This window comes from Bacteroides sp. K03, from assembly GCF_019734355.1.
Taxonomy (GTDB): domain Bacteria; phylum Bacteroidota; class Bacteroidia; order Bacteroidales; family Bacteroidaceae; genus Bacteroides; species Bacteroides nordii.
This window is the reverse complement of sequence record NZ_JAASHC010000003.1, coordinates 190,315-216,078: the sequence shown is the minus strand read 5'-3', so window position 1 is coordinate 216,078 and position 25,764 is coordinate 190,315. Positions and strand designations below refer to the sequence as shown.

Genomic DNA, 25,764 nt, shown 5'->3' with positions numbered 1-25,764 from the left:
CCACTAATCACTTATCACTCATCACTAATCACTACTTTTTATTTTCTTCTTATACGATTCATACCTCGACATGATATCCTTCACAAAGTTATATGTTTCTATTCCACGGAAGTAACCGTTTTTACAAACGGGGTCGGTAAAGTATTCTTCATTACTTTTCAGCAGGATGTAGTTTTCTACATTATTGTCCCATACATTTTTATTTTTTCCATACTTATCAGCCAATGCAATGGCATCATATATATGTCCTAATCCGGCATTGTAGGATGCAAGAATGAACTTAATACGTTCCTGTTTATCGGGAATCATTTTAAGACTCCTGTCGGTGCTTGCTATATATTTCACAGCTGCTTTAATGCTTTCTTCCGGATTTTGTTCTTTGCCGGGAGGCAATCCCATCGCACGTGCTGTTTGAGGCATGAGCTGCATCAAGCCTTTGGCTCCTGCCCATGATACGGCTGTTGTATCAAAGTTAGATTCTGTATAGGCCAGTGATGCCAGTAAACGCCAGTCCCAATCTATCTCTTTGGCATACTTTTTAAATAGTTTATCATAATGAGAAATTTTTCCTTCACGTAATGAGAGGATAGGAGAGTGAGGAACTGCTTTACTGATTTCGAAGTATCGCTTCATACTGGCACTATAAGCCGGTGAAGTCATATTATCTTCGTGCCATTTGTCTGCGGCAGCAGCCAGTTGAGGACAGTCTTTCCGTACAGCCCATGAGGCCCGCTGATCAAAACTGATAGAGAGTTTAATATTCAGATTCGGATAATAAGTTGTGTTTAACTTTGCCAAATCGTTATCTGCCACTGTATAGGGGATTTTTCCTTGTGCTACTTGTGTGATGAGATCTTCGGTTGTGATGCTGTCACCTGTCACTTTATGGATCTGTATACCACCTCCCAGTTCACTGTTCAGATTGACGAGCCTGTCGTAGTATTTACCGGGTTTTACATATACATCTTTGCCGACAAGCTCCGTTACATCGGTTATTGGTTTTGTTTTACCATTGTTTCGTTGCACAATTACCTGATGCGTAATCACTTCCTCTCCACAATAAATCAGGCTATCTTTCAATTCTTTGGTGATAGGAAGATTGTATGCAATAAGATCACCCTCACCGGCGAGAAGCTTTTCAATTAATTCAGGTACATTTCGTGCTACTTCAATGCGTAACTTTACACCCAGGCTTTTGGCAAATTGTTCGCTTAACTCATATTGGAACCCCATTTCCTGTCCGCGGTAAATAAAATAGGTTGTTGAGCTGTATAATGTCAGTACAACCAGTTCACCGCTGTCTTTAATCTGTGCCAAATCATATGCTCCCACTTTCTCTGTCGGGTGGTGTCTGTGTCTACAGGCCAATACAGAAAAGAGGATGATGAAGAAGACAGGCAGTATAGAGCGCCGGACTGTCATTCTTATTTCAAATGTTTCTTAATATACATTGTCAGGATATCAATTGCCACATTATTATTACCTCCTTCGGGTACAATAAGATCGGCATATCTTTTGCAAGGTTCGATAAACTGCTGATGCATTGGTTTTAATATGCGCGTATAACGTTCCATAACAGCTTCAGCAGTACGTCCGCGTTCCACTACATCCCGTTGTATTACACGTATCAGACGTTCATCCGGGTCGGCATCTACAAAAATTTTAAGATCCATCATGTTACGCAGTTTTTTATCGCAAAGGGCAAGAATCCCTTCAATAATAACCACTTCACGCGGTTCAATATGTATGGTTTCAGATTGGCGGGTACAAGTAAGATAGGAATAAGTGGGCTGTTCTATGCTTTTACCTTCTTTCAACATAGAAACATGTTTTGAGAGCAGGTTCCATTCAAATGCATCCGGATGGTCAAAGTTGATATTCTGCCGTTCTTCAACAGGTACATGACCACTGTCTTTGTAATATGAATCCTGTGGAAGTAATACAACTTCACCGGCGGGTAGACTCTCAACAATTTTCCTTACGACGGTGGTCTTTCCCGAACCCGTTCCGCCTGCTATTCCTATTATTAACATCTGTTCATAGTGTATATTTAAAACAAATAGAGTAATTTTGCATTGATAAAGATAATGCAGCTTCTTCGGCTGACAAATATATAAACAATAAATTAAAATAGCAACGTTATGGTGAAACACATTGTATTATTTAAGTTAAAGGATGAAGTACCGGAAGCCGAGAAACTCATTGTGATGAATAAATTTAAAGAGGCGATAGAAGCTCTTCCTGCCGTAATTCCTGTTATTCGTAAAATCGAAGTGGGATTAAATACCAATCCGGGTGAGACGTGGCATATTGCGTTGTATAGTGAATTTGATAATCTGGACGACGTGAAGTTCTATGCTACTCATCCTCTTCATGTAGCTGCCGGCAAAATTATAGCTGAGGCAAAAGAGAGCCGTGCCTGTGTGGACTACGAGTAAGTAAGTGAACCAGAGCGTTTACATAACTGTTATAATTTAAAATACTGAATAGAGAATGAGAAAATTATGTTCTTTTTTGTTGCTGATGTTTGTTGTCTTGGCGGCTCATGCACAGATTCAAGATCCTGTAAAGTTTAAGACAGAATTAAAGGCATTGTCGGATACTGAAGGTGAAATAATATTTACTGCCGCCATTGATCCGGGATGGCATGTATATTCTACTAACTTAGGTGATGGCGGGCCTATTTCGGCAACATTCAATGTCGATAAAAAGAATGGTTTGGAATTGGTTGGCAAGCTGAAGCCGGTAGGAAATGAAATCTCAACATTTGATAAACTTTTTCAAATGAAAGTGCGTTATTTTGAGAATACTGCACAGTTTGTTCAGAAGATAAAGTTTATTGCCGGTACATATACTATTGAAGGATATCTGGAATATGGGGCATGTGATGACGAAAGTTGTTTACCACCGACACAGGTTCCGTTTAATCTATCAGGGAAAACTACCTTAAAGGTTACAGAAACGGTAGGAGACTCTAAAGCTGAGCTTCAAAAAGACGCAGAAGTTGAATCAGAAACAGTTACTACATCTGCAGACACTACTGCAATTGTAAAACCTGCTGTTTCTGCTGACATCCTTTGGAAGCCGGTTATTGATGATTTGCATGCTTATGGAGAAGAACATTCTCAGGAAGATATGTCATGGATTTATATTTTTATTACCGGATTCCTGGGAGGACTACTTGCACTGTTTACACCTTGCGTTTGGCCTATTATCCCCATGACTGTAAGTTTCTTCCTGAAACGTAGTAAAGATAAAAAGAAAGGTATCCGTGACGCTTGGACATATGGTGCTTCTATCGTTGTGATTTACGTTACATTGGGACTTGCTATTACGGCTATCTTTGGTGCAAGTGCATTGAATGCTTTGTCTACCAATGCTGTCTTTAATATTCTTTTCTGCTTGATGCTGATTGTATTTGCAGCTTCTTTCTTTGGTGCATTTGAGATTACGCTTCCTTCAAAGTGGAGCAATGCAGTGGATAGTAAGGCAGAAGCTACAGGAGGACTGATTAGTATCTTTTTGATGGCTTTCACTCTGTCACTGGTATCTTTCTCTTGTACAGGCCCTATTATTGGATTCTTATTAGTACAGGTATCTACTACAGGTAGTGTGGTAGCTCCTGCCATCGGTATGCTTGGTTTTGCCATTGCTTTGGCACTTCCGTTTACTTTGTTTGCTCTTTTCCCTTCCTGGTTGAAGTCTATGCCGAAGTCTGGTGGTTGGATGAATGTGATAAAAGTAACACTTGGTTTTCTCGAATTGGCTTTTGCTTTGAAGTTTTTATCTGTTGCCGATCTGGCTTACGGATGGAGAATTCTTGATCGTGAAACATTCCTGGCTTTATGGATTGTGATATTTGCATTGCTTGGTTTCTACTTGTTGGGTAAAATTAAATTTCCTCACGATGATGATGATACTAAAATAGGCGTATCCCGTTTCTTTATGGCGCTCGTATCACTTGCATTTGCAGTTTATATGGTACCCGGTTTATGGGGAGCACCGTTGAAAGCCGTTAGTGCATTTGCTCCACCTATGAAAACGCAGGATTTCAATCTGTATACAAATGAGGTACATGCTAAATTTGATGATTATGATTTGGGGATGGAGTATGCCAGATTGCACAATAAGCCGGTCATGCTTGATTTTACGGGTTATGGTTGTGTTAACTGCCGTAAAATGGAGCTTGCTGTGTGGACTGATCCGACAGTAAGTAAAATCATCAATGATGACTATGTATTGATCACTCTATATGTAGACAACAAGACTCCGCTTTCTGAACCGGTGAAGATTATGGAGAATGGCACTGAACGAACTTTGCGTACTGTAGGTGATAAATGGAGTTATCTGCAACGTGTGAAGTTTGGTGCCAATGCCCAACCCTTCTATGTGTTGATAGATAATGAAGGAAAACCTTTGAATAAGTCTTATGCTTATAATGAAGATATTCCTAAATACATCGAATTCCTGAGAACAGGGCTTGAAAACTATCGGAAGGAAAAATAATATGCTGATTATTCGATATGCCAATTGAATAATTTATTAATAGTGGAATCAGTGATTTCCTCTGATTCCTTATTAGATAAGATCAGATAAATGAATATGATGGTAATTTTTTCCATCTAAATTTTAGCTCTTTTTGAAAGTCATAAATTAGAATAGTGAGTAAATTTACTATTCTAATATATTGACTTTCAATTCACTTAAAAGAGATGAATGAGATAGCTGAATAATAATGTTTTAACTTATTAAATCAGCAGATGATTTACGATTACTGATTAGCATTAACAATATAAAGAATGTCAACCTTTGAATCTTATAATGAATTGGACTTATGGAAATTATTTCTTGAAGGGGATAAGGAAGCCTTTTCTGTCTTCTATCGTCACAATTATAGGAAACTCTATTCTTATGGTATAAGTTTAGGTATGGACAGTGAATTAATAGATGATATTATACAAGAATTATTTGTTAAACTTTATACTCGCCCTCAATTAATAAAAGATTTTTCTACTATTCAGGCATTTCTTTATGCAGCTGTGAGAAATGCCTTTGTTAATCATGAAAAACAAAGGAAAAAGTATTTGTATCTGGATGAATTTGAAAACTTTGAACTACCTTATTTTGTTGAAAACACCCAAATTGAAGATGAGGAAGAATTAAAGGCTTTAAAGGAAAAGATACATAGAATAATTAATAGTTTAACTCCTCGACAAAAAGAAATCATTTATTTACGATTTTTACATCAAAAAGAATATGAAGAAATAGCCCGGATTATGGATATGTCTGAACAGGCCGCGCGTAATCTGACATATAGAGCTATGGAAAAGATCAGGAAAGAAAATAATGATTTCTTCGTATTACTATTCATGATCGCTTTGTTCTCGGACTATCATTTCTAATGAGAAAATAATCTTTTCTAAAAAACAATATTATTTTTTATGTATTAAGTTTATTTGCTGATAATAAGGTGATTAAATGATATATTTGTGCCTGTAGAAGATATTTTTGTAGTATAGCTATAAAAAATGTCTTGTGTAGTGATTACAAAATAAAGATAGAATTGTACTACTAATAGAAATAAAGATAGAATGGAAAATAGAAACAACATAGAGTTTTGGATTTTTGATGAGAAACTTATCAATATTGCTAAGGAAAATGATCAAGAAGCCCTGAAGTGGATGATGGACCTTCATCCTGAGCAATGTGAAGTCATTGAAAATGCATTTCTTTTATTGCAGAATATAAAGGTTGAAGAAACTGTTGTTTCTGATTTGCAAGTTGAACGTAGCCTTAAAGGTTTTTGGGATCGGATTGATCGTAGAAAAAACAGAAGAAGGTTATATTGGATTTCAACGGCATGTGCAGCCTGTATATCTGTTATATTGGTAGTATCGTCATTATTATTAATGGGAAAAGATTATGTTGATAATAAAGAAGAGGTATTGGCTTTACTTGACTCAATACAAAGTACATCCAGTGAAATTCTTATTATTTCGGGTGGTTTAAGAACTGCTATTCCCAATAATGAAGTCATAAATCAGACGGCACAAGGGGATTTTGTTGTGGGAACTGAGAAGAAAATGAAATTCTCTGATTTGCAGGGAGAGATGATTCAGTTGGTTGTGCCGGTGGGCAAACGTACTGCTATCAGATTTAATGATGGTACGGTTGCCTGGCTTAATGCCGGTAGTAAGTTGTTGTATCCGAAGACCTTTTTAGAAGACAGACGTGATATATATATAGAAGGAGAGACATATCTGGAAGTAGAAAAAGATCAATCCCGCCCATTTTTTGTACATACGAAAGATTTTGATGTTTCTGTTTTAGGAACGAAGTTTAATGTGAGTGCATATAAAGAGGATATTCAAAAGTCTGTGGTATTAGTAGAAGGTAGTGTTGAAGTGGGATCGGATAATAACAAGTATAAATTGATTCCCAAGGAGGGCTTCTTTTATGCAAGGAATTCTTCGGTTGTCAAAAAGGTTGATACCTACGCTTATACCTGCTGGAAAGATGGTATTATGCAAATTCAGAATGAACCGTTGGAGCATATCTTTACCCGTTTAGAGAAATACTATGGAGTGAAAATTATATTTGATAGTTCCGTATCGAAAAAGAAATATATTGGAAATCTTAATCTTTACGATTCTATTAGTGAAGTATTACATAATTTGTCACATTCAACGCCCTTTACATTTGAATATAGTAAAGAAACAAATGTTGTGAAGGTTTATCAGAAAAAGAAACGCTATAGCAAATAAATAACATCTAATTAATTTTTTATTATTATGAGAAACTATCGTCTACCACCTTAGTATAGGGGATCGTATGCTTCTTTGGAAGCTTTTTTAGAGCTGTGATTTGAATTTATAAAATAAAAGCATAGATAACTATGAGGACACAAGTAAGTATTTATAAATGTAATTCCATTAAAAAATATATTGGATTTCAATTGCTCTGTTTCGTAATTAGTATTATAGGAAACACATTGAATGCGCAAAACACTCTTTCTCAAACTAATATTTCGCTGCAAGTACGTGATATTACTATTAAAGAATTATTTTCTACCATAGAAAAACATACAAATTATGTAATTCTGTACGAGGAAGATGTTCCTGTGAAAGAAAGAATATCTGTATTTGCTGAGAATAAAAGTGTAGAAAGTATTTTGAATGAAGTTTTAACTCCCCGTGGTATTAAATATTATTTGAACGGGAAGCAGATTATCGTTACGGTAGATAAGACTAAACAACAATCCAGGCAAAGTAATGCTAAGAAATCCTGGGTTAGTGGTACGGTTGTTGATATTGCCGGTGAAGCTATGATTGGGGTGACCATTGCTGTACAGGGTACTCAAACCGGTACAGTAACTGATGCAGATGGTAAATATAGAATTGAAGCCCAGCCGGGTGATATACTTGTATTTTCATTTGTCGGCATGAAAAAACAGGAAGTATCTTTTAACGGTAAAAAACAGGTTATTGATATAGTAATGGATGAGGAAACCAATTTGATGGATGAGGTTGTAGTTGTTGGTTTCGGAACTCAGAAAAAGGTGAATCTAACAGGTGCCGTAGGAGTAATAGAATCTAAATCATTGGAGGCTCGTCCGGTTGGAAATGCAGTACAGGCTTTGCAGGGATTACTCCCGGGACTTAATATTACGACCTCTAATAATGGTGCCGAATTAAATGCTACTCCTTCTATTAATATACGTGGAACGGCAACTATTGGTTCGACATCGAGTGGTAGTCCATTGGTGCTTATTGATGGTATGGAAGGTAGTCTTTCGAATATCAATCCGCAGGATATTGATAATATTTCAGTGTTGAAGGATGCGGCTGCTTCATCAATTTATGGTTCCAGAGCGCCATTTGGTGTAATTCTGGTAACTACTAAATCCGGAAAGAAAGGTAAGTCTACTGTGAATTATAGCAATAACTTTCGTTTTAAAACTCCTGTAATGTTACCAAAGATGGCTAATTCATGGGATTATATTAATTATTTCAATGATGCCAATTTTAATAATGCCGGTGCTTATCTTTATGATGATACTCAGGTACAAAATGTTTGGGATTATATGCACGGTACATTGAATGATGGAGGCATTCAACCGAATAGTAATGGAAAGTGGGATACCGGTACAGCTTATGCCAATGTGGATTGGTTGAGAGAGTATTATAAGGATTGGTCACCATCTCAGGAGCATAATCTGAGTGTAAGTGGTGGAACAGATAAGCTGACATATTATGTGTCGGCTAATTATCAGACTCAAGATGGATTTTTGCGTTATGGCACTGATAATCAGAAACGATTTGCAACAACGGGTAAGATTTCATCTCAGGTAACAGATTTTATTAAGATGGATTATACGACCCGTTTTTCACGTACTGATTATGGGCGTCCGAGTCAGATGTCCAGTAATTTCTATAATGAAGTACTCCGACGTTCGGTTCCGTTGATTCCGGTAACTGATCCGAATGGATATCGATTGGCAGATGTGACATATACAGAGCATTTAGAGAATGGAGGTAGAAGACAGGAGCAGAATGATGATTTATATCAGCAATTGAAACTGACGATTACTCCGGTTAAGAATTGGAATATAATGGCGGAAATGAATGCACGTATTACTAATGACTGGCAACATGAAGTTTGGAATCTGGTGTACGGGCATTATGCGACAGAGCCTTTGAAGACTTATGTATCCAATCTGAGCCAGAAGAAGAGTCGTGTATATGAGTATGCATATCGTGCTACTCACTTGACCCCTAATTTTTATTCTAATTATAATATTGCGTTAGGAGAACATAATCTGGCAGCAATGGTAGGATTTCAGTTAGAGTCTTATAAAAATCGCATGCTTAGCGGACAACGCAATGATTTAATATCCGATGATATTCCGGTTTTAGATCAAACTACTGATGTTGAGAATGCTACATTGAAGGGTAACTATAATGAATGGTGCACGGTAGGCTTCTTTGGCCGTATTAATTATGATTATAAAGAGCGTTATCTACTGGAAGTAAACGTGCGTAGAGATGGTAGTTCGCGTTATCGTCGTGACAAACGCTGGATAACTTCTCCATCTGCTTCTTTAGGTTGGAATATAGCGCGAGAAGAGTTTATGAAGGGTACGGCTGATTATATTCAACTGTTGAAGTTGAGAGCTTCTTATGGTGTTTTGGCCAATCAGAATGCTAAAAGTTATTACCCTACTTACCTCACAATGACAACTGCCGCAGGAAAGGGAGATTGGTTAATTGACGGTTTACGTCCTAATACAGCGGCTGCTCCAGGATTAATATCTACTTCTTTAACTTGGGAAAAGATTAAAACGTTGAATTTTGGTCTTGACTGGGGAGTACTAAATAACCGTTTGACGGGTTCTTTTGATATCTACAGCCGTACAACAAAAGATATGATGGGACCTGGAGTAGACTTACCCGGAACATTGGGAACAAGTGCCCCTGCAACCAATAACACAGATTTAGTAACTAAAGGTTGGGAATTGCAGATTGGCTGGAAAGATCGTATTAATGAGTTTCAGTATGGAGTGTCATTCAATTTATCAGACAGTAGAACGAAAATATTGAAATATCCGAATCTGACAGGTTCATTGAGTACTTATTATGAAGGACAAATTCTGGGAGATATTTTTGGATATGAAACGATTGGAATAGCAAAAACTGATGAGGAGATGGAAGCACATTTAGCTTCATTACCCAATGGTGGACAAAATGCCTTAGGCAGTAAGTGGGCTGCCGGTGATATTATGTATGCCGATACTAACGGTGACGGAAAGGTAAGTAATGGCTCAAATACAATTTATGATATGGGTGATTTGAGGAAAATAGGGAATAGTACTCCGCGTTTCCGTACAGGCATTAGTTTGGATGCCTCCTGGAGAGGTTTTGCAATTTCAATGTTTTGGCAAGGAGTATTAAAACGGGATTACTATCCGGACGCAAAGGTAGGTTCTGCATCTACTGATCTGAATTTTGTATTTTGGGGAGCAACGTCAGGTGGAAAATCCTGGTCTGTCGTTTTTGATGAGCATATGAATTATTTCCGTGATGAAGATAGTCGTTTGGGAGCTAATTATGACGCGTATTATCCACGGCCTTTGTGGGCTAATAAGAATAAATCCACTCAGACACGTTATTTGCAGAATGCTTCGTATATGCGTTTGAAAAACTTGCAACTATCCTATACTTTTCCTGCAAAATGGATGAGACGGGCATATATACAAAATCTGCGTTTATTTGTCTCTGGTGAGAATCTGCTTACATTTACTAAACTGTCTAAGACTATGGATCCTGAAACTGCCGGCATTGGTCTTAAGGGTGGTATGGTATATCCGTTGTCAAAGACCTATTCATTTGGCTTAAGTGTGACCTTTTAATAGAATATAAACCAGAAAATTTACAAATATGAAAAATATATATAGTTCTATTGCAAAGATAATAGCAGTCAATACTTTATTGTTTGCTATGGTTGGATGTGATGATTTCCTGGATGTAACTCCTCCATCTACTATATCTCCCGAGAAATATTTATGGGAAGAATCGCATCTTGCTGCATATACGATTAAATACTATACAAATCTGGATAGCTATACAGGTAATCCTGCTGATTCTCCTTATTGGAGTGATATATGTACGGACAATGCCGTAGGACGTAATGGGGATAACAAATTTATGCCGGGACAGATTAAAGTCGGTTCAACAGGAGGTTCATGGAGTTTCACAGATATCAGACCTTTGAATTTTTATTTGGAGACGGTTGTTCCTCGTTATGAGAAAGGAGAGTTGAAAGGAGATCCGACCAATGTTAAGCATTATATAGGTGAGGGATATTTTTTAAGAGCTTATGAATATTTTAAAAAGTTGAAAGCTTTAGGAGATTTTCCTATAATAACGACTACTTTGCCGGATGATTTGGAAACATTGACAGAAGCTTCCAAACGTAGACCACGTAATGAAGTAGCCAGGTTTATTCTGAGCGATTTGGATAAGGCGATTGATATGATGAAGAATACAGCTCCGCAAGGAGGTCGTACACGTTTGAATAAAAATGCGGCTCTGATAATGAAATCCAGAGTAGCACTATTTGAAGGTACTTGGCTGAAACATCATAAAGGAACGGCACATGTGCCTCTGGGACCTAATTGGCCCGGTAGCCAAAAAGAGTATTTGAAAGATTATCAATACCCAAGTGGCAGTATTGATGCGGAAATAGATTTTTTTCTGGAAGCAGCGATGGATGCAGCTCAACAAGTAGCTGATAAAGTAACATTGACTGTCAACAATAAGACAATCAGAGAGTCTGCTTCTCAAGCTGTTAATCCTTACTATGATTTATTTGCAAGTAAAAATCCTGCAGCATATCCGGAAGCTGTAATGTACCGGACTTATTCCATTGATTTGGCAACTCCGGTGAAACATGGATACAATGGTGGAGTTTATTATGGTTATTCTGTAGGATATACCCAGCAGTTTGCCGATGTCTTTTTAATGGAGAATGGTCTTCCGTACTATGCTACTGGCAGTAATTATAAAGGCGACGACTACATAGCCGATACTAAAGTAAATCGTGACTGGCGTTGGCGTTTGTTTATGAAGGCTCCGGGAGAGGTACGTGTATTGGAGAATATGTTGGTTGAACATGATGAGTTTCCAAGTCCTGCCGAGATTTATAGTAAAGATTATACGAAATCTACAACGACCGGTTATCTGTTGGGAAAAGGACAATCTCACGATTTCAATATGGTGTCCAGTGATATAACAGCTTTCGTTGTATTCCGTGCTGTTGAGGCTTATTTGAACTATATGGAAGCCTGTTACGAGAAGACTGGAAGGATTGATGCTAAAGCGGAGAAATATTGGAAAGATATTCGTAGACGTGCGGGAGTTGATGTGAATTATCAGAATACCATTGACCATACTAATATGGATATTGAAGCTCAGAATGATTGGGGAGCTTATTCCCATGGAGTTCTTGTGGATAAGACATTGTATAATATTCGTCGGGAGAGGCGTTGTGAATTTATAGGAGAAGGACGTCGTTATGAAGATTTAATCCGTTGGAGAGCATTAGACCAATTAAATCAGAACCCTTGTCTTCTGAAAGGTTGTAAAGTATGGGGACCGATGCAATCGCTATATACATCAAAACAATTATTGCATGATCAGGCTGCTGATAGTAAGAATATTATGTCGTCTCCAAGTTTGAGTGATTACTTAATACCATTGTCTGTTACTAAAACCAATAATTTATTCTTTGACGGTTTACGTTATTGTAGTGCTCATTATTTGGATCCGATTGCAAGAAAGCACTTCTTGTTGACATCACCGGATTCTCAAACGGCAGCAAACTCGGTTATTTATCAAAACCCGGGATGGTCTTTAGAGGCCGGAGAAGGGCCGTTAGACCTGTAATCTCTTTTTTTAAATTAAGATAGGGCATCAGGCCCTATCTTATCTGATTTTATTTGCCAAACGGGAGGATACCTGTTATTGGTATCCCCCAATATATCCATATTTGAAGATGAATTACTTAAAACGAATATTAATATTTCTATTTGTTGGATTGAGTTGTATAACCCTGAATGCAAAAAAAAGTGATCCTAAGACGATATTGGTTGTCTCGGGGTGGCAGGATGTGAATATAGGTGATATTGCTCATACTCCGGGACTACTACATATATTGGAAACCTATCTCCCGGACGCAAATATCATTGTTTGGGAAAAGAATGTTGGTAAAGAGGTGGAAGAATTCTTATATAAAAACTTTCCTAAAATAAGGATTGTACATGGGACTGTTGATAAGAATGCACAAGTGGATGCTCAGGAAGTTCTTAAAGCATTTCAAATGGCAGATTTAATGATACATAGTTCGGGACCTTATGTTGTGGGGCAGTATCATTTGGAAGCCTGGGTGAAATATACGAATGGAAAACCTTTTGGCATTTTCGGAACAACTATTCCCAAGGTAGATAACCGTTTAAAGAATCTTTTGGAACAGGCTGATTTTATTTATACCCGTGAGACGGCTTCCATAGATGTATTAAAGCAGGCGGGTATCACAGGTACTCATATCGGGTTTGTACCGGATGCTACATTTTTCTTTAATCTGCATGATAAGAAAAAAGGAAATGCTTTTTTGAAAGCAAATGGTCTGGAAAAGGGCAAATTTATCTGTGCCGTACCACGTTTACGCCGTACACCTTATTACCGGATAAAAAACAGGCATCTGTGGAGTGAAGCCAAAATATGCGAAGTGGAAGCATATAATAATAAATATAAAGAAGAAGATCATTCAAAATTGAGAGAAGCCATTATCAGTTGGGTACGTGAGACGAAAAATAAAGTGTTGGTTTGCCCTGAAATGACTTATCAGGTTGATTTTATGGATGAATTGCTGATTGATTCTCTACCTGCTGATGTAAAACCATATGTTGTGAAAAGAGGATATTGGTTACCGGATGAGGCTGCTTCTGTCTATGCTGCATCTTTTGCGGTATTAAGTTTTGAATGTCATTCTCCTATAATAGCGGCTGCCAACGGGATACCCTTCTTTTATTTAAGGCAACCGGATGATACCATTAAAGGACAAATGTATTATGATTTAGGATATTCGGATTGGATATTTGAAATAGAAGAGACAACCGGAACTCAAATAGCCAATCGATTGACTGAAATGGAAACCCATTATCCCGATGCAAAAAGAAAAGTTATAACCAGCCAGCAAGAGATCTCGGATATATATAAGAAAGCATGTGTACCGATTAGCAATCTATTGTATCAGTGAATAATAACACAAAACACATCTATATATAAATTGGTAATTTGAAGAATAAAAAATAAGGGGAATGAAAAGACGGGAATTTTTAAATATTGGTTTGTTGACTTTGGGCGGTGTATTGGTAGGGCGGAATTTTGCTTTTGCCGATGCACTTACTGAAACTCAGGAGGTATTTCGGAGAGCCGATCCTGTGTCATCATATGATATGATCATAAATGGAGCAGGTTTATGTGGCTTTTTTATTGCTTTGGAAGCTGTAAAAAAAGGGTTGAAAGTATTAATTGTAGATAAACGTACTTCTCCGGGATTTGATATTGCAGCCAAAAGAAAACTTTGGTTATCAGTTGAAGGGCTTGAAGAGTGGGATAAGAGTCTGCTTGATCTTTTTTTTCCGACAGATGAACAGGAAGAGAGTTTGAATAATACTTTGGAATCTCCGCGTAAGAGTCGTTCCGGAAACGAACTTCTTTTGTTTGCCGGTAGTATAAAGAAGGGTATGCTTCGCTCTTTATTAGTTAACCAGGTGGATGTATTACTAATGAATGATGTATGTGGTATATTAACGAATGACAGAAGTGAGACTTCTGGAGTGGTGGTTGCTTCCAAACATGGAGTTTTTTCTATTCCATGCAGGAGTTTTGTTGATGCTACTGATGGGGTTTTGTTTACCCGGGAATTATTTGCTCAGAAATACCAGATACGTGAGGCCGGATTTGTTCTCGAAATGGATTCTGTTCACAAAAACTCACTTGGCAAACTACATTTATCAGGGCTTAATCTGCTAAATGATACTGTAAGTGTACATGCAGGTAAAAAGGACAAAGATCAATATTTCGTAGAATATCGGTTTGCTACAGAAGATAATGATTTAAGTCATATTGAACAACGGGCCCGCCTACTCTCGGCAATGGTAAGTAAGCAAATCCGGGAAGCGGACCCGGCTTTTTCTAAAGCACGGACGCGATATGCCGCATTAGAATGTTCTTTAAATATTGAAGGGGAAATAGATTCTCGAAAGATAGGGATAAAGAACTACTACTATATGGAAAATTCATCAGAATTTTATACCTGTAAGACAGTTTGTGATATAAAGGAACAGGCAAAATCTTTGGTAGGAAAAATAGAGCAATCACCTGACATGAATTCTGTCTCTCAGGTTTATTATATTGGAGGGAAAGCCGACTGCAATGTAGTATCCGAATGCTATAAAGAAAATGGGTTTATGACTCCGTTATCTCCCTTTCCGATAGATATTCTGAAGTTGGATAAACACAAAACAGCATTATTGGTGGCAGGAGCCGGAACGGCAGGTGCAATGGCTGCTCTTTCAGCCTCTCAAAAACAGATTCAGACAGTTATAGTTGAATATTTTAATGAACTTGGGGGAACCAAAACAGTAGCAGGGGTAAATGGTTATTACAGGGGATATCAGGAACATAAGTTTATAAAAGAGTTAGAGCAAAAAATTAAGACTGTAGCTGCTGATACAAATTTTGTGACAACTTTACCGCGGAGTTATTACTATTTACAATCGCTTTTGGAACATAAATGTAAAGTCATCAATGGTGCCATATTATGTGCGGCAGAAGTTGATAAGACTAAACTTAAAAGCGTAACGGTTTGCCAGAATGGCAGGCTATATAAGATTTTGGCCGAGTTGACTATTGATGCAACAGGCGATGGAGATGTTGCTTATTTTGCAGGAGAAAATTATAGTGTAGGAGATTCACGGATGGGAATTACCCAGAATTATAGTCATTGGGACATTCCTTTTAAACCTAAAATAAAGGATTATAACCGTGATTATGATATTATTAATAACTGTGAGATACTGGAGACTCAACGTGGTTTGTATTTATCTCATTATGAATCTCATTTTTATGATTTTTATCCTATGTTGGCTATCCGTGAGTCGCGTAGAATAAATGCCGTGTACAATCTTAGTACCAGAGATATTATTTCCGATGCATGTTATGAAGATACGATTGCACAGGCAAGGAGTGATTATGATCCTCATTATTTTTCAAGTTCAGAGTCATCACGTTGTGGTTTTATGTTGCCTCATTTTGATAATATGTCCATGGTGAATATTCCTTATAGATCGATTGTACCACGGAAAATTGATGGTTTATTGCTTTCCGGAAAATCAATCGGACAGTCATATAAGGCTTTACAATTTACGCGTATGTCTGCTGATATAACTGTATTGGGATATGTGACTGGCATGCTTGCTGCTCAGATTTTAAAAAAGAAATGTAATGCGCGTGAACTTGATATAACTCCTGTACAAAAAGAATTAATAGCAAGCTCTTATTTACCAGCCGATGCAACAGTTGCCAGAAAAGTCGATTTACAGGATATAGTGGATAAACTGAGTACGGGAGACGAAACGGTTTTATTTAAATGTTGCATGCAGGAAAAAAAACTGATTCTTCCTCTTTTGCAAGCCACTTTCGAAAAGAGACCGGGAGTATTTCTGGCAAAGGCATTGGCATGGTTTGGTGACACGTCGGGAAGTTACTATATTATTGATGAATTGAAGACACTCTATAAACAGGAACAGCAAGAAGGACATGCTTCGAGTTATTTTGAAAAATATGATGATAAGTTACTTTATTGGCAAATTAATAAAGACATAGCTTTGTTGGGAATGATGCCTGCCACAGAGGATGGCAGTAAGACGATAAACTATATACTGGAAGAAACTAAGTCAGGAGGAGAAATGGTTGTATCCGATGATGCTTATACCAAGGGGCGTATCGATTTGCAATTAATCCCATATTATAACCGGATTGTGAATCTGTGTTTCTATCTGGAACGTAACCCGGATGTTAAGTTTATCGAGAATCTCGAGAAGCTGATGGATGATCCTAATATTAGAGGATATAAAACAAGCGAATACAATCAGACACGCTGGCGAATATACGGAGCCAATTTGGAACTTTTATTAGCTGCTGCTGCTATCCGTTGCGGTTCAACGAAAGGAACCGAGTGTCTAATTAACTATTTGGAAGATATCCACTCAAACTTCCGGTATTTTTCAAGAAATGAACTGTGTAGTGTTTACGGAAAAGATGGTGGGTATGATAGGGCTGCATGGCGTAAGTTGGTCAAGGATAAAAAGTCGTTCAAGGTATCACCCTTAAAGAAATCAATTGAAGTATAATAGACAAACTAATAAAAACATGAAACGAATTATATGGGTGTTTTTTTTCACCTTGGTGGCTTTTCAGCTTTCGGCAAAGAAATTCTATCATATAGAATCATCGGATAAGATGATCTCTCTGAAAGTGTATATTACTGATAAGGTAGAATATACAGTTTCTCATGGCGAAGATACCGTTTTAGAGAAATCACCTGTGTCTATGTCATTGACAGATGGAACCGTTTTTGGGGTGAATCCTGTTCTTAGGAAAGCCGAGATCAAGACGGTCAAAGAATACATAGACGCTCCGATTTATAAAAAGAAGGTCGTTGCGGATATTTACAATGGATTGCTCCTTAAATTCAAAGGAGATTATGCTCTGGAATTCCGGGTATATGATGATGGAGTAGCTTATCGGTTCATTTCTGAAAAGAAAGTGTCTTTTTGTGTACAAAATGAACAGGCTGTTTTTAATTTTCCGAAACAATCCAGGGCGTATGTGGCTTATGTCAGAGAGAATGGATACCATGCTGATAACAGAGGGAATAAAGGAACTTTTGAGGAGCAGTTTTTTAAGTCATTTGTGAATACGTACTCTTATATGAATTTATCAGACTGGAATCCGAAACGTCTTGCTTTTATGCCTTTATTGGTAGAACTGGGGCATGGAAAGAAGGTTTGCCTGACTGAAGCTGACTTATTGAACTATCCGGGCATGTATCTTAATAATTCAGGAGATTCTGATACTTTGGAAGGCGTTTTTGCTCCTTATCCCCGTACTGTGAAACAAGGGGGAGTTGAGAATATGCAGGAAGTTGTATTGACACGTGAAAACTATATAGCAAAGTGTGAAGGACACACGAATTTTCCGTGGCGTACTCTGATTGTTTCTGCAGAAGATGCTGAATTGGCAAATAGTGATATGGTATATCGTCTTTCAACGCCTAATCAGTTGGGAGATCTTTCTTGGATAAAGCCTGGTAAGGCTGCATGGGAGTGGTGGAATAGTTGTAGTCTTTATGGAGTAGATTTTATTGCTGGTATCAATAATGAAACTTATAAGTATTATATTCAGTTTGCAGCCGATAACAATTTAGAGTATATTGTAATAGATGCCGGATGGTATAAAGGTACTGATATCCTGGATGTGGTAGATGAACTGGACTTGAAAGAACTGGTCGAGTATGGAAGAGAGCGTAATGTCGGTATCGTCCTTTGGACGGGTTCTTACCCGTTTATGCAGGATATTGAAAAAGTCTGTAAGCACTATTCTGAGATTGGAATAAAGGGTTTTAAAATTGATTTTATGGATCGGGATGATCAGTCTATGGTTAATTTTCATTATAGTGCAGCAAAGACTGCCGCAAAATATAACCTTATCATTGATTTTCATGGGACTTATAAACCAACCGGATTGAACCGGACCTGTCCGAATGTATTGACTTTTGAAGCAGTTCAGGGGCTTGAACACATGAAATGGGCGGCTCCCAATGTCGATCAGGTCACTTATGATGTGACTATGCCGTATATACGTATGGTTGCAGGTCCTTTGGATTATACTCAGGGCACAATGCGTAATGCGAGCAAGCAAAATTATCGTCCGGTGAACAGTGAACCTATGAGTCAGGGAACAAGATGTCGGCAGTTAGCTGAGTATGTTATTTTTGAATCTCCTTTCAGTATGCTTTGTGATTCACCTTCTGCTTATATGAAGGAAACGGAATGTACCGATTTTATTGCCGGAATTCCTGTTGTATGGGATACTACTCTCGCTTTGAATGGAGAAATAACGAAGTTTTTGACTCTGGCCCGTAAAAAAGAGAATGTTTGGTATGTCGCATCGATTAATAACTGGGATACACGTAGCATAGAACTGGATTTGAGCTTTTTAGGTGAAGGCAACTTTAAGGCTGAGATATTTCGGGACGGATTAAATGCCGATAAAGTAGCGCGAGACTATAAACGGGAAGTAGTAGATATACCTTCTGAACGAAAGTTGTCGTTTACAATGGCTCCGGGTGGCGGATATATAATGAAAATATTTAAAGATTAGAAAGCCGGATGAGAGGAATTAATATTATTTCTATGTTAATTGGTTTTTGGGGATTTAATATATTTCCCATGTTGGCACAAACACAAGTAAAACCGGAAAGCGTCGATAATCTGATATGCTTCTGGAGTTTTATGGAAGAGAGTGGGACCGAAAGAATTTCTTCCGGACGTTGTCAATATGCCTTACAAGAAGGAACTCCTTTTATAGAAAGAGTAAAAGAGGGTGTTTTTGGTGAATATTCTGCACGGATAAAAGAGGGAGAATGGTTTTATATACCTCGTGCTCAATGTCCTGCATTGAACATTCATGGAAAGGAAGGAGAGGTGACTGTTGTTGCATGGATTAAGCGTGATGTGAAACAATACAGCCAATGTGAAGCGGTTGCCGGAATGTGGGATGAAACCCGGAAAAAGAGACAATATTGTTTGTTTCTGGATTTACGGATATGGGGCAGTAGTCAGCAAGTAGGAGGACATGTGTCCGGAACCGGAGGTGCTACCGAAGGATATAAATATTGTATGGACGCTGCGATTGGTAAAAGTAAGATTCCGTATTCCGAATGGGAGTGTATCGGATTTACTTATGATACGGAACAAGTTAGCGTTTATGTAAACGGATATCTGGATGTACGAAATGAACGTAATCCTTATAAGTATGATTTGGGGTTATTTGACGGAGGTTATCAGGGAAGTGATTTTACGGTTGGTGCAGTCAATCGTTCCGGGGAAATGGGAAACTTTTTTGTGGGACAAATCGGTGGACTGGCTGTATATGACCGTGCTTTGACGAAGGAAGAAATGCGCTATTTATCTTCAAATATAAATAAATAATTATTATGATACGGAAAATTCAATTATTGTTGGTTATCTCTTTTTTTTATGGGTTTAATGTATGGAGTCAAGAGAAGCTTCCGGTTTATCTGGATGATTCAAAGAGTATAGAACAACGGGTAGAAGATGCTTTGTCCCGGATGACTCTGGAAGAAAAAGTGGCTATGATTCATGCGCAGTCTAAATTCAGTACACCCGGTTGTCCGCGTTTGGGTATCCCGGAACTTTGGATAAGTGATGGTCCTCACGGAATAAGAGCAGAAATCAGCTGGGACAGTTGGGGGCATGCCGGTTGGACAAATGATTCTTGTACGGCATTTCCGGCGTTAACTTGTCTGGCGGCAACCTTTAATCCTGCATTATCATTAGAATATGGAAAAGCTATAGGAGAAGAAGCACGGTTTCGGAAAAAAGAAGTATTACTGGGACCAGGTGTGAATATTTACCGAACCCCATTGAATGGACGAAATTTTGAATATATGGGTGAAGATCCATATCTGGCTTCTCAAATGGTGGTTCCTTATATTCATGGAGTGCAACAGAATGGGGTATCAGCTTGTCTGAAACATTTTGCAGCTAATAATCAGGAACTTTGGCGTAAACGTATCAATGTTATAGTCAGTGAAAGAGCTTTGCGTGAAATTTATTTTCCCGCTTTTAAAGCGGGAGTTGAAAAGGGGCATGTATGGTCTGTAATGGGGTCTTATAATAAATATGAGAATCAATATTGTACACACAACGACTGGCTGGTTAATAAGGTATTGAAAGGAGAGTGGGGGTTCGATGGAGTGTTTGTATCCGATTGGGGAAGTACTCATGATACGGATGAGGCAGCATCCAATGGATTGGATATTGAGATGGGAACCCGTACCGATGGGTTGAATTATACGGAGAAAATGGCATATGATAATTATTATCTGGCAAAACCATATCTGGTAAAGTTACGGAATGGAGAGCTACCCATGAAGGACCTTAATGATAAAGTACGGCGTGTCTTAAGATTAAATTTCCGTACCAATATGAATCGTAATCGTGGTTATGGTAGTTTTAGTACTCCTGAACATCGTAATGTAGCACGCCGTATTGCTGAGGAAGGGATTGTTTTATTAAAGAATCAAGCGGATTTCTTTCCGATACCGGTCGGGAAGTATCAAAAGATAGCAGTGATTGGAGATAATGCAGTGCGTTCTTTGACTTTAGGAGGCGGTTCTTCCGAATTAAAAGTAAAAAAAGAAATATCTCCTTTAGAAGGACTTAAGGCACTTTATGGAGATGATAAAATTATTTATTCTGTCGGGTATACTTCCGGACCCAGTAAGTTCCATCCGCATCTGTTACCTCAACAGAAGGCTGATTCGTTAATTCAGGCAGCAGTCAATGTAGCGAAAGATGCAGATATTGTGTTGTTTTTCGGTGGGTTAAACAAGAATCAATATCAAGACTGCGAAGAGGTAGATCGTTTGGATTATAATCTTCCTTATAGACAAGATGATTTGCTAACAGCACTTTTGAATGTCAATAAGAATGTCGGTGTAATAATAATCAGTGGCAATGCGGTAGCCATGCCTTGGGTTAATAAAGTTCCGGCATTGATTCAATCGTGGTATCTTGGTTCGGAAGCCGGTCATGCTATTGCTGATGTGATAGCAGGAAACGTAATTCCAACAGGTAAGTTACCTTTCAGTATACCCGAAAAGTTGGCAGATAACGGCGCTCATTATTATGGGAAAAAGTCTTATCCTGGTGATACACTGAATGTGGTTTATCAGGAAGATATCTTGGTTGGGTATCGCTGGCATGATACTAAAAGAATTCCGGCATTATTCCCATTCGGTTATGGCTTGTCTTATACCACTTTTGAATATGGAAAAGTAACAACCGATAAGAAGGAATATTTTTCAGGTGATACGGTTAGAATTTGTTTTACTTTGACTAATACGGGTAAATCGGAAGGATCAGAAGTTGTTCAGTTGTATGTAGGACAGAATAAGCCTTCTGTTTTACGTCCGGTGAAAGAACTGAAAGCGTTTGATAAAATAAGGCTTCTTCCCGGAGAAAGTAAGGAAGTATCTCTTGCAATACCAGTGAAAGAATTTGCCTATTTCGATGATGTTAAAAAGGTTTGGATTGTGGAACCAGATTACTATACTTTATATTGTGGGGCTTCTTCAAGGGATATCAAGAGTACAGTAAAGATAAAAGTAAGGCAATGAAATTTCTTGTATGTTTTATCGGGCTGTTGCTTGGATTAGGAAATAAAGCCGATGCGCAGCAATGTGCTTCTATGGCAGATATAAAAAAAGTGCATGATTTCATTGCGGCTTCATGGAATAAAACGGTCCGTTTCAGCCCTGAAGATACGGGAACCTTGATTGGGTTACCGTATCGTTATACCGTTCCGAGTATGAATGACTCTTTTCAGGAAATGTACTATTGGGATACTTTTTTTACGGGGGAAGGATTGATAGCGGATGGTTATATCGATTTGGCTCAGTCGAATGTAGAGAATATGCTCTATATGGTTGAGCGCTATGGGAAGATGCTGAACGGAAACCGGACTTTTTTTGAAAACCGTTCTCAACCGCCATATCTGAGTAAGATGGTAGAATATATTTATCTGAAGACCCATGATAAAGAATGGCTGAAAAAAGTACTTCCCGGTTTGAAAAAAGAATATTTCTTTTGGATGACGCGACGTCTCACTCCTATTGGATTGAACCGATATTCAAATGAAGCAACCACTTCTGATAAAAAGAGAATCCTTTCTGTTTTGCAAAGGCGTTTGGGTGATGGCTTTCGTGATAAAATAGAACGGATGAGTGATGGAGAACGTCTGGAAGTGGCTTCTCACTATATTGCTGAGTGTGAATCCGGATGGGATTTTAGTCCCCGCTTTCAGACACGTTGTGAACATTTTTGTCCGATAGACTTGAATGCCAACCTTTATGGATATGAAAAGAACTTTGAGTTTTTTGCAAAAGAATTAGGCCTTAAAGAGGAGGCACAGCAATGGTATCAGAAAGCGGAACAACGTAAGGCATTGATACGAAAATATTGTAGGGATGATAATGACGGACTCTATTATGATTATGATTTTCTCAATGAGAAGCGTTCCGATGTTCTTTCGGCTGCCGTATTCAGCCTTTTATTTAATGGAGTTTTGTCCGATGAAGAAGCTCGCCGGATGATTCCTGCGGTATTGTGTCTATTGGAGTTTCGGTATGGTATATCTGCATGTGAGAATAAAGAGTATGGGATTGTTTATCAATGGTCGTATCCTAATGGGTGGGCACCACTGAATTATCTGGCAGTAAATGGGCTCGATCGGTATGGTTACAAAGAAGAAGCACTCCGTATTGCCCGAAAATATCAAATGGCCGTTGTGAATATTTATAAGACAACGGGTAATCTGTGGGAGAAATATAATGTGAATGAAGGTAATGTGAATGTTACAAACGAATATAAGCTACCTGCTATGCTTGGTTGGACCGCCGGAACATTTGTCTGGGTTTCTCAATATTTGGCTTTAGACAAATGATAATCGGGATGATTTGCCCGGATTGATTACAAAAGCCTTTATTGTTTGTAATACATATATAAAGGGAAAAACACTTTAAAGATTTATCCAAAATGAAACACGCTTTATTATTTTTGGTTGGGCTGCTATTTTCTTCTTTTTGTCAGGAGACGATTGATGAACGGTATTTTGACCCGTCACTTCCGATAGATAAACGAATATGTATCCTGATGCGGCAAATGACGTTGGAAGAGAAGGTTGCTCAATTGTGTCAATACGTAGGATTACAATACGGACGCAAAGACAAATCGATTGTATTTGAAAACGCTGATCCCGATATCCTTATTTCGAAACTGCTGGAATCCAATGAAATAGCCCGGAATATATCTTTGGGTAAAGTAGGGGCATGTTTACATGTATATAGTGTTGAAGAAGCAAATATCCTGCAAATGATAGCCCGAAAGAGCCGTCTGAAAATTCCTTTATTGATAGCTATCGATGCCGTTCATGGAAATTGTATGCATAGAGGTTGTACGGTTTATCCTACTTCCATTGGAATGGCTTCTTCTTTTAACCCGGTTTTGCTGAAAGAAATAGGTCGGCAAACTGCTGTTGAAATGCGATCTTCAGGAGTACACTGGACTTTTAACCCTAATATTGAATTAGCTCGTGATGCCCGTTGGGGGCGTGTAGGAGAGACCTTTGGAGAGGATACTTATCTGGTGACACAGATGGGGACGGCACTGATTCTCGGATTACAGGGAGAGAATGGTTTTGATGGTTCCGGAGTATTAGCTTGTGCCAAGCATTTTGTAGGTGGAGGAGAACCTGCCGGTGGAATCAATGCTGCACCTATGGATATGTCTGAACAGAAATTACGCGATTTGTATTTGTCCCCTTTTGCTGAGGCTATCGATAAAGCTCATGTGGCTACGGTTATGCCGGCTCATAATGAATTGAATGGCATTCCTTGTCATGCCAATCATTATCTGTTACAAGAAATTCTGCGAAATGAATTAGGCTTTCAAGGATTTGTGATAAGTGACTGGATGGATATCGAACGTTTGCATGAGATGCATCATTATGCTCCTTCCCAAGAAGAAGCGTTTCGTATGGCCGTGAAAGCAGGGGTTGATATGCACATGCAGGGAGATGGCTTCTTGGAAGCGATTGTAGAGGCAGTCAGGAATAAATATATTCCGGAAACAAGAATAGATTTAGCGGTTTATAAAATCTTAGAGACTAAATTCCGGTTGGGATTGTTTGAGAATCCTTTGGTTGATATTCCGGCTTCCCGTTCTCTTATCTATACAGAGGCTCATCAAGCTACTGCATTAGAAGCAGCAAGACAATCAATTGTTTTGTTGAAAAATGATAATTGTTTACTTCCGTTGAAACAAGAGCGGTATAAAAAGATTCTTGTTACAGGACCCAATGCCGATAGTCCGACGATAATGGGAGATTGGACTACGCGGCAGCCGGAAGAAAATGTGATAACTGTGTTGGAAGGAATACAACAACAGGCACCGGATGCTGTAATTGATACGGTTTGTTTTTCCAATAAAATAAGGAAAATGGATCGCGCATTGATTAAGGTTGCTGCACAGAAAGCAGTTGAAGCAGATATTAATATTGTCGTGGTAGGAGAGAATTCTGAACGGTATAACAGTGATCGTACTTGTGGAGAAAATTGTGACCGTGATAACCTGGAATTACCTACTCATCAACAGGAATTATTGGAAGCTGTATATGCTTCGGGTAAACCTGTTATTTTGGTTCTTCTTAACGGGCGGCCGTTGAGTGTTACATGGGCACAGCAACATATACCGGCCATTGTCGAGGCTTGGGAACCCGGAGGAATGGGTGGACGGGCTATAGCCGAGATATTGTTCGGAAAGGTTAATCCAAGTGGAAAGTTACCAATCACTTTTCCCCGCAGCGTCGGGCAGATTCAGACTGTATACAACCATAAAGCATCTCAATATTCCCGTAAATTCGCATTGACTACTACCGGGCCATTATATCATTTCGGATATGGGCTTAGTTACACAACATTTGAATATGGAAATCCGATTTTGTCAAAAGATACCATACATACCAATGAAGCAGTTACCGTATCTTTTGAATTAGCCAATACAGGTCTTTGTCAGGGTACAGAGATTGCTCAACTGTATATACAGGATGAGTATGGAACGGTTACCCGTCCGGTGAAGGAGTTGAAAGGGTTTCAGCGAATAACTTTAAATCCGGGAGAAAAGAAACGGGTGAGTTTCTTAATCACTCCTGATAAGTTAGCTTTTTTTACGTCAAGAAAGAAATATGAGGTTGAACCCGGTAGTTTTAAAATAATGGTGGGAGCTTCTTCGCAAGAACAGGATTTAAAAACTGTTTCATTAATAGTCAAATGATA

15 protein-coding genes are annotated in these 25,764 nt (G+C 38.4%); 13 read left to right on the top strand and 2 right to left on the bottom strand.

What is annotated here, in order from left to right; all coding sequences use genetic code 11:
• Positions 1 to 24: 24 nt before the first annotated feature.
• Positions 25 to 1,422, bottom strand: a complete 1,398-nt coding sequence (locus HCG69_RS03455; RefSeq protein ID WP_221648861.1) for a transglycosylase SLT domain-containing protein — start codon at positions 1,420 to 1,422, stop codon at positions 25 to 27.
• A gap of 2 nt (positions 1,423 to 1,424) precedes the next feature.
• Positions 1,425 to 2,033: a uridine kinase gene (gene udk / locus HCG69_RS03450; RefSeq protein ID WP_221648860.1), complete on the bottom strand. Its 609-nt coding sequence runs from the start codon at positions 2,031 to 2,033 to the stop codon at positions 1,425 to 1,427.
• 108 nt (positions 2,034 to 2,141) lie between these two features.
• Between udk and HCG69_RS03445 the strand changes: the two genes are divergently transcribed.
• From HCG69_RS03445 to HCG69_RS03385, 13 genes are all read left to right on the top strand, one after another.
• Entirely contained in the window at positions 2,142 to 2,438 is a 297-nt protein-coding gene (locus HCG69_RS03445; RefSeq protein WP_221648859.1) for a Dabb family protein, read from the top strand.
• Between the two features lie 55 nt (positions 2,439 to 2,493).
• On the top strand, positions 2,494 to 4,506 hold the full coding sequence (locus tag HCG69_RS03440) for a cytochrome c biogenesis protein CcdA (protein ID WP_221648858.1): 2,013 nt from the start codon (positions 2,494 to 2,496) through the stop codon (positions 4,504 to 4,506).
• Positions 4,507 to 4,799: 293 nt separating this feature from the next.
• Positions 4,800 to 5,402 (top strand): RNA polymerase sigma factor, encoded by a 603-nt coding sequence (locus tag HCG69_RS03435; protein WP_002561814.1) that lies wholly within the window; start codon positions 4,800 to 4,802, stop codon positions 5,400 to 5,402.
• Positions 5,403 to 5,591: 189 nt separating this feature from the next.
• Complete coding sequence (locus HCG69_RS03430; RefSeq protein ID WP_195349209.1) at positions 5,592 to 6,764, top strand: FecR family protein; 1,173 nt, start codon at positions 5,592 to 5,594, stop codon at positions 6,762 to 6,764.
• A 131-nt stretch (positions 6,765 to 6,895) separates the two neighbouring features.
• On the top strand, positions 6,896 to 10,408 hold the full coding sequence (locus HCG69_RS03425; protein WP_195349207.1) for a SusC/RagA family TonB-linked outer membrane protein: 3,513 nt from the start codon (positions 6,896 to 6,898) through the stop codon (positions 10,406 to 10,408).
• Between the two features lie 28 nt (positions 10,409 to 10,436).
• Positions 10,437 to 12,443, top strand: coding sequence for a RagB/SusD family nutrient uptake outer membrane protein (locus HCG69_RS03420; protein ID WP_221648857.1), 2,007 nt, complete (start codon positions 10,437 to 10,439; stop codon positions 12,441 to 12,443).
• A 109-nt stretch (positions 12,444 to 12,552) separates the two neighbouring features.
• Positions 12,553 to 13,815, top strand: a complete 1,263-nt coding sequence (locus HCG69_RS03415) for a polysaccharide pyruvyl transferase family protein (protein WP_221648856.1) — start codon at positions 12,553 to 12,555, stop codon at positions 13,813 to 13,815.
• Between the two features lie 61 nt (positions 13,816 to 13,876).
• Positions 13,877 to 16,975, top strand: coding sequence for an FAD-dependent oxidoreductase (locus HCG69_RS03410; protein WP_221648855.1), 3,099 nt, complete (start codon positions 13,877 to 13,879; stop codon positions 16,973 to 16,975).
• Between the two features lie 19 nt (positions 16,976 to 16,994).
• A complete protein-coding gene (locus tag HCG69_RS03405; protein WP_221648854.1) occupies positions 16,995 to 19,007 on the top strand; it encodes a glycoside hydrolase family 97 protein in 2,013 nt (670 codons plus the stop codon).
• A gap of 8 nt (positions 19,008 to 19,015) precedes the next feature.
• The gene (locus HCG69_RS03400; protein WP_195449802.1) at positions 19,016 to 19,837 is read left to right on the top strand and encodes a LamG domain-containing protein; all 822 of its coding nucleotides are present in this window, start codon (positions 19,016 to 19,018) and stop codon (positions 19,835 to 19,837) included.
• 5 nt (positions 19,838 to 19,842) lie between these two features.
• Entirely contained in the window at positions 19,843 to 22,050 is a 2,208-nt protein-coding gene (locus HCG69_RS03395) for a glycoside hydrolase family 3 C-terminal domain-containing protein (RefSeq protein ID WP_221648853.1), read from the top strand.
• The gene (locus HCG69_RS03390) at positions 22,047 to 23,375 is read left to right on the top strand and encodes a trehalase family glycosidase (protein ID WP_221648852.1); all 1,329 of its coding nucleotides are present in this window, start codon (positions 22,047 to 22,049) and stop codon (positions 23,373 to 23,375) included. The genes HCG69_RS03395 and HCG69_RS03390 overlap by 4 nt, the downstream gene beginning before the upstream one ends.
• Positions 23,376 to 23,467: 92 nt before the next feature.
• On the top strand, positions 23,468 to 25,762 hold the full coding sequence (locus HCG69_RS03385; protein WP_221648851.1) for a glycoside hydrolase family 3 N-terminal domain-containing protein: 2,295 nt from the start codon (positions 23,468 to 23,470) through the stop codon (positions 25,760 to 25,762).
• The last annotated feature ends 2 nt before the right edge of the window (positions 25,763 to 25,764 follow it).

Coding starts and splice junctions, on each gene's coding strand:
- HCG69_RS03455 (WP_221648861.1), bottom strand. CDS start 1,422: ATGACAGTCCGGCGCTCTATACTGCCTGTCTTCTTCATCATCCTCTTT.
- udk (WP_221648860.1), bottom strand. CDS start 2,033: ATGTTAATAATAGGAATAGCAGGCGGAACGGGTTCGGGAAAGACCACC.
- HCG69_RS03445 (WP_221648859.1), top strand. CDS start 2,142: ATGGTGAAACACATTGTATTATTTAAGTTAAAGGATGAAGTACCGGAA.
- HCG69_RS03440 (WP_221648858.1), top strand. CDS start 2,494: ATGAGAAAATTATGTTCTTTTTTGTTGCTGATGTTTGTTGTCTTGGCG.
- HCG69_RS03435 (WP_002561814.1), top strand. CDS start 4,800: ATGTCAACCTTTGAATCTTATAATGAATTGGACTTATGGAAATTATTT.
- HCG69_RS03430 (WP_195349209.1), top strand. CDS start 5,592: ATGGAAAATAGAAACAACATAGAGTTTTGGATTTTTGATGAGAAACTT.
- HCG69_RS03425 (WP_195349207.1), top strand. CDS start 6,896: ATGAGGACACAAGTAAGTATTTATAAATGTAATTCCATTAAAAAATAT.
- HCG69_RS03420 (WP_221648857.1), top strand. CDS start 10,437: ATGAAAAATATATATAGTTCTATTGCAAAGATAATAGCAGTCAATACT.
- HCG69_RS03415 (WP_221648856.1), top strand. CDS start 12,553: ATGAATTACTTAAAACGAATATTAATATTTCTATTTGTTGGATTGAGT.
- HCG69_RS03410 (WP_221648855.1), top strand. CDS start 13,877: ATGAAAAGACGGGAATTTTTAAATATTGGTTTGTTGACTTTGGGCGGT.
- HCG69_RS03405 (WP_221648854.1), top strand. CDS start 16,995: ATGAAACGAATTATATGGGTGTTTTTTTTCACCTTGGTGGCTTTTCAG.
- HCG69_RS03400 (WP_195449802.1), top strand. CDS start 19,016: ATGAGAGGAATTAATATTATTTCTATGTTAATTGGTTTTTGGGGATTT.
- HCG69_RS03395 (WP_221648853.1), top strand. CDS start 19,843: ATGATACGGAAAATTCAATTATTGTTGGTTATCTCTTTTTTTTATGGG.
- HCG69_RS03390 (WP_221648852.1), top strand. CDS start 22,047: ATGAAATTTCTTGTATGTTTTATCGGGCTGTTGCTTGGATTAGGAAAT.
- HCG69_RS03385 (WP_221648851.1), top strand. CDS start 23,468: ATGAAACACGCTTTATTATTTTTGGTTGGGCTGCTATTTTCTTCTTTT.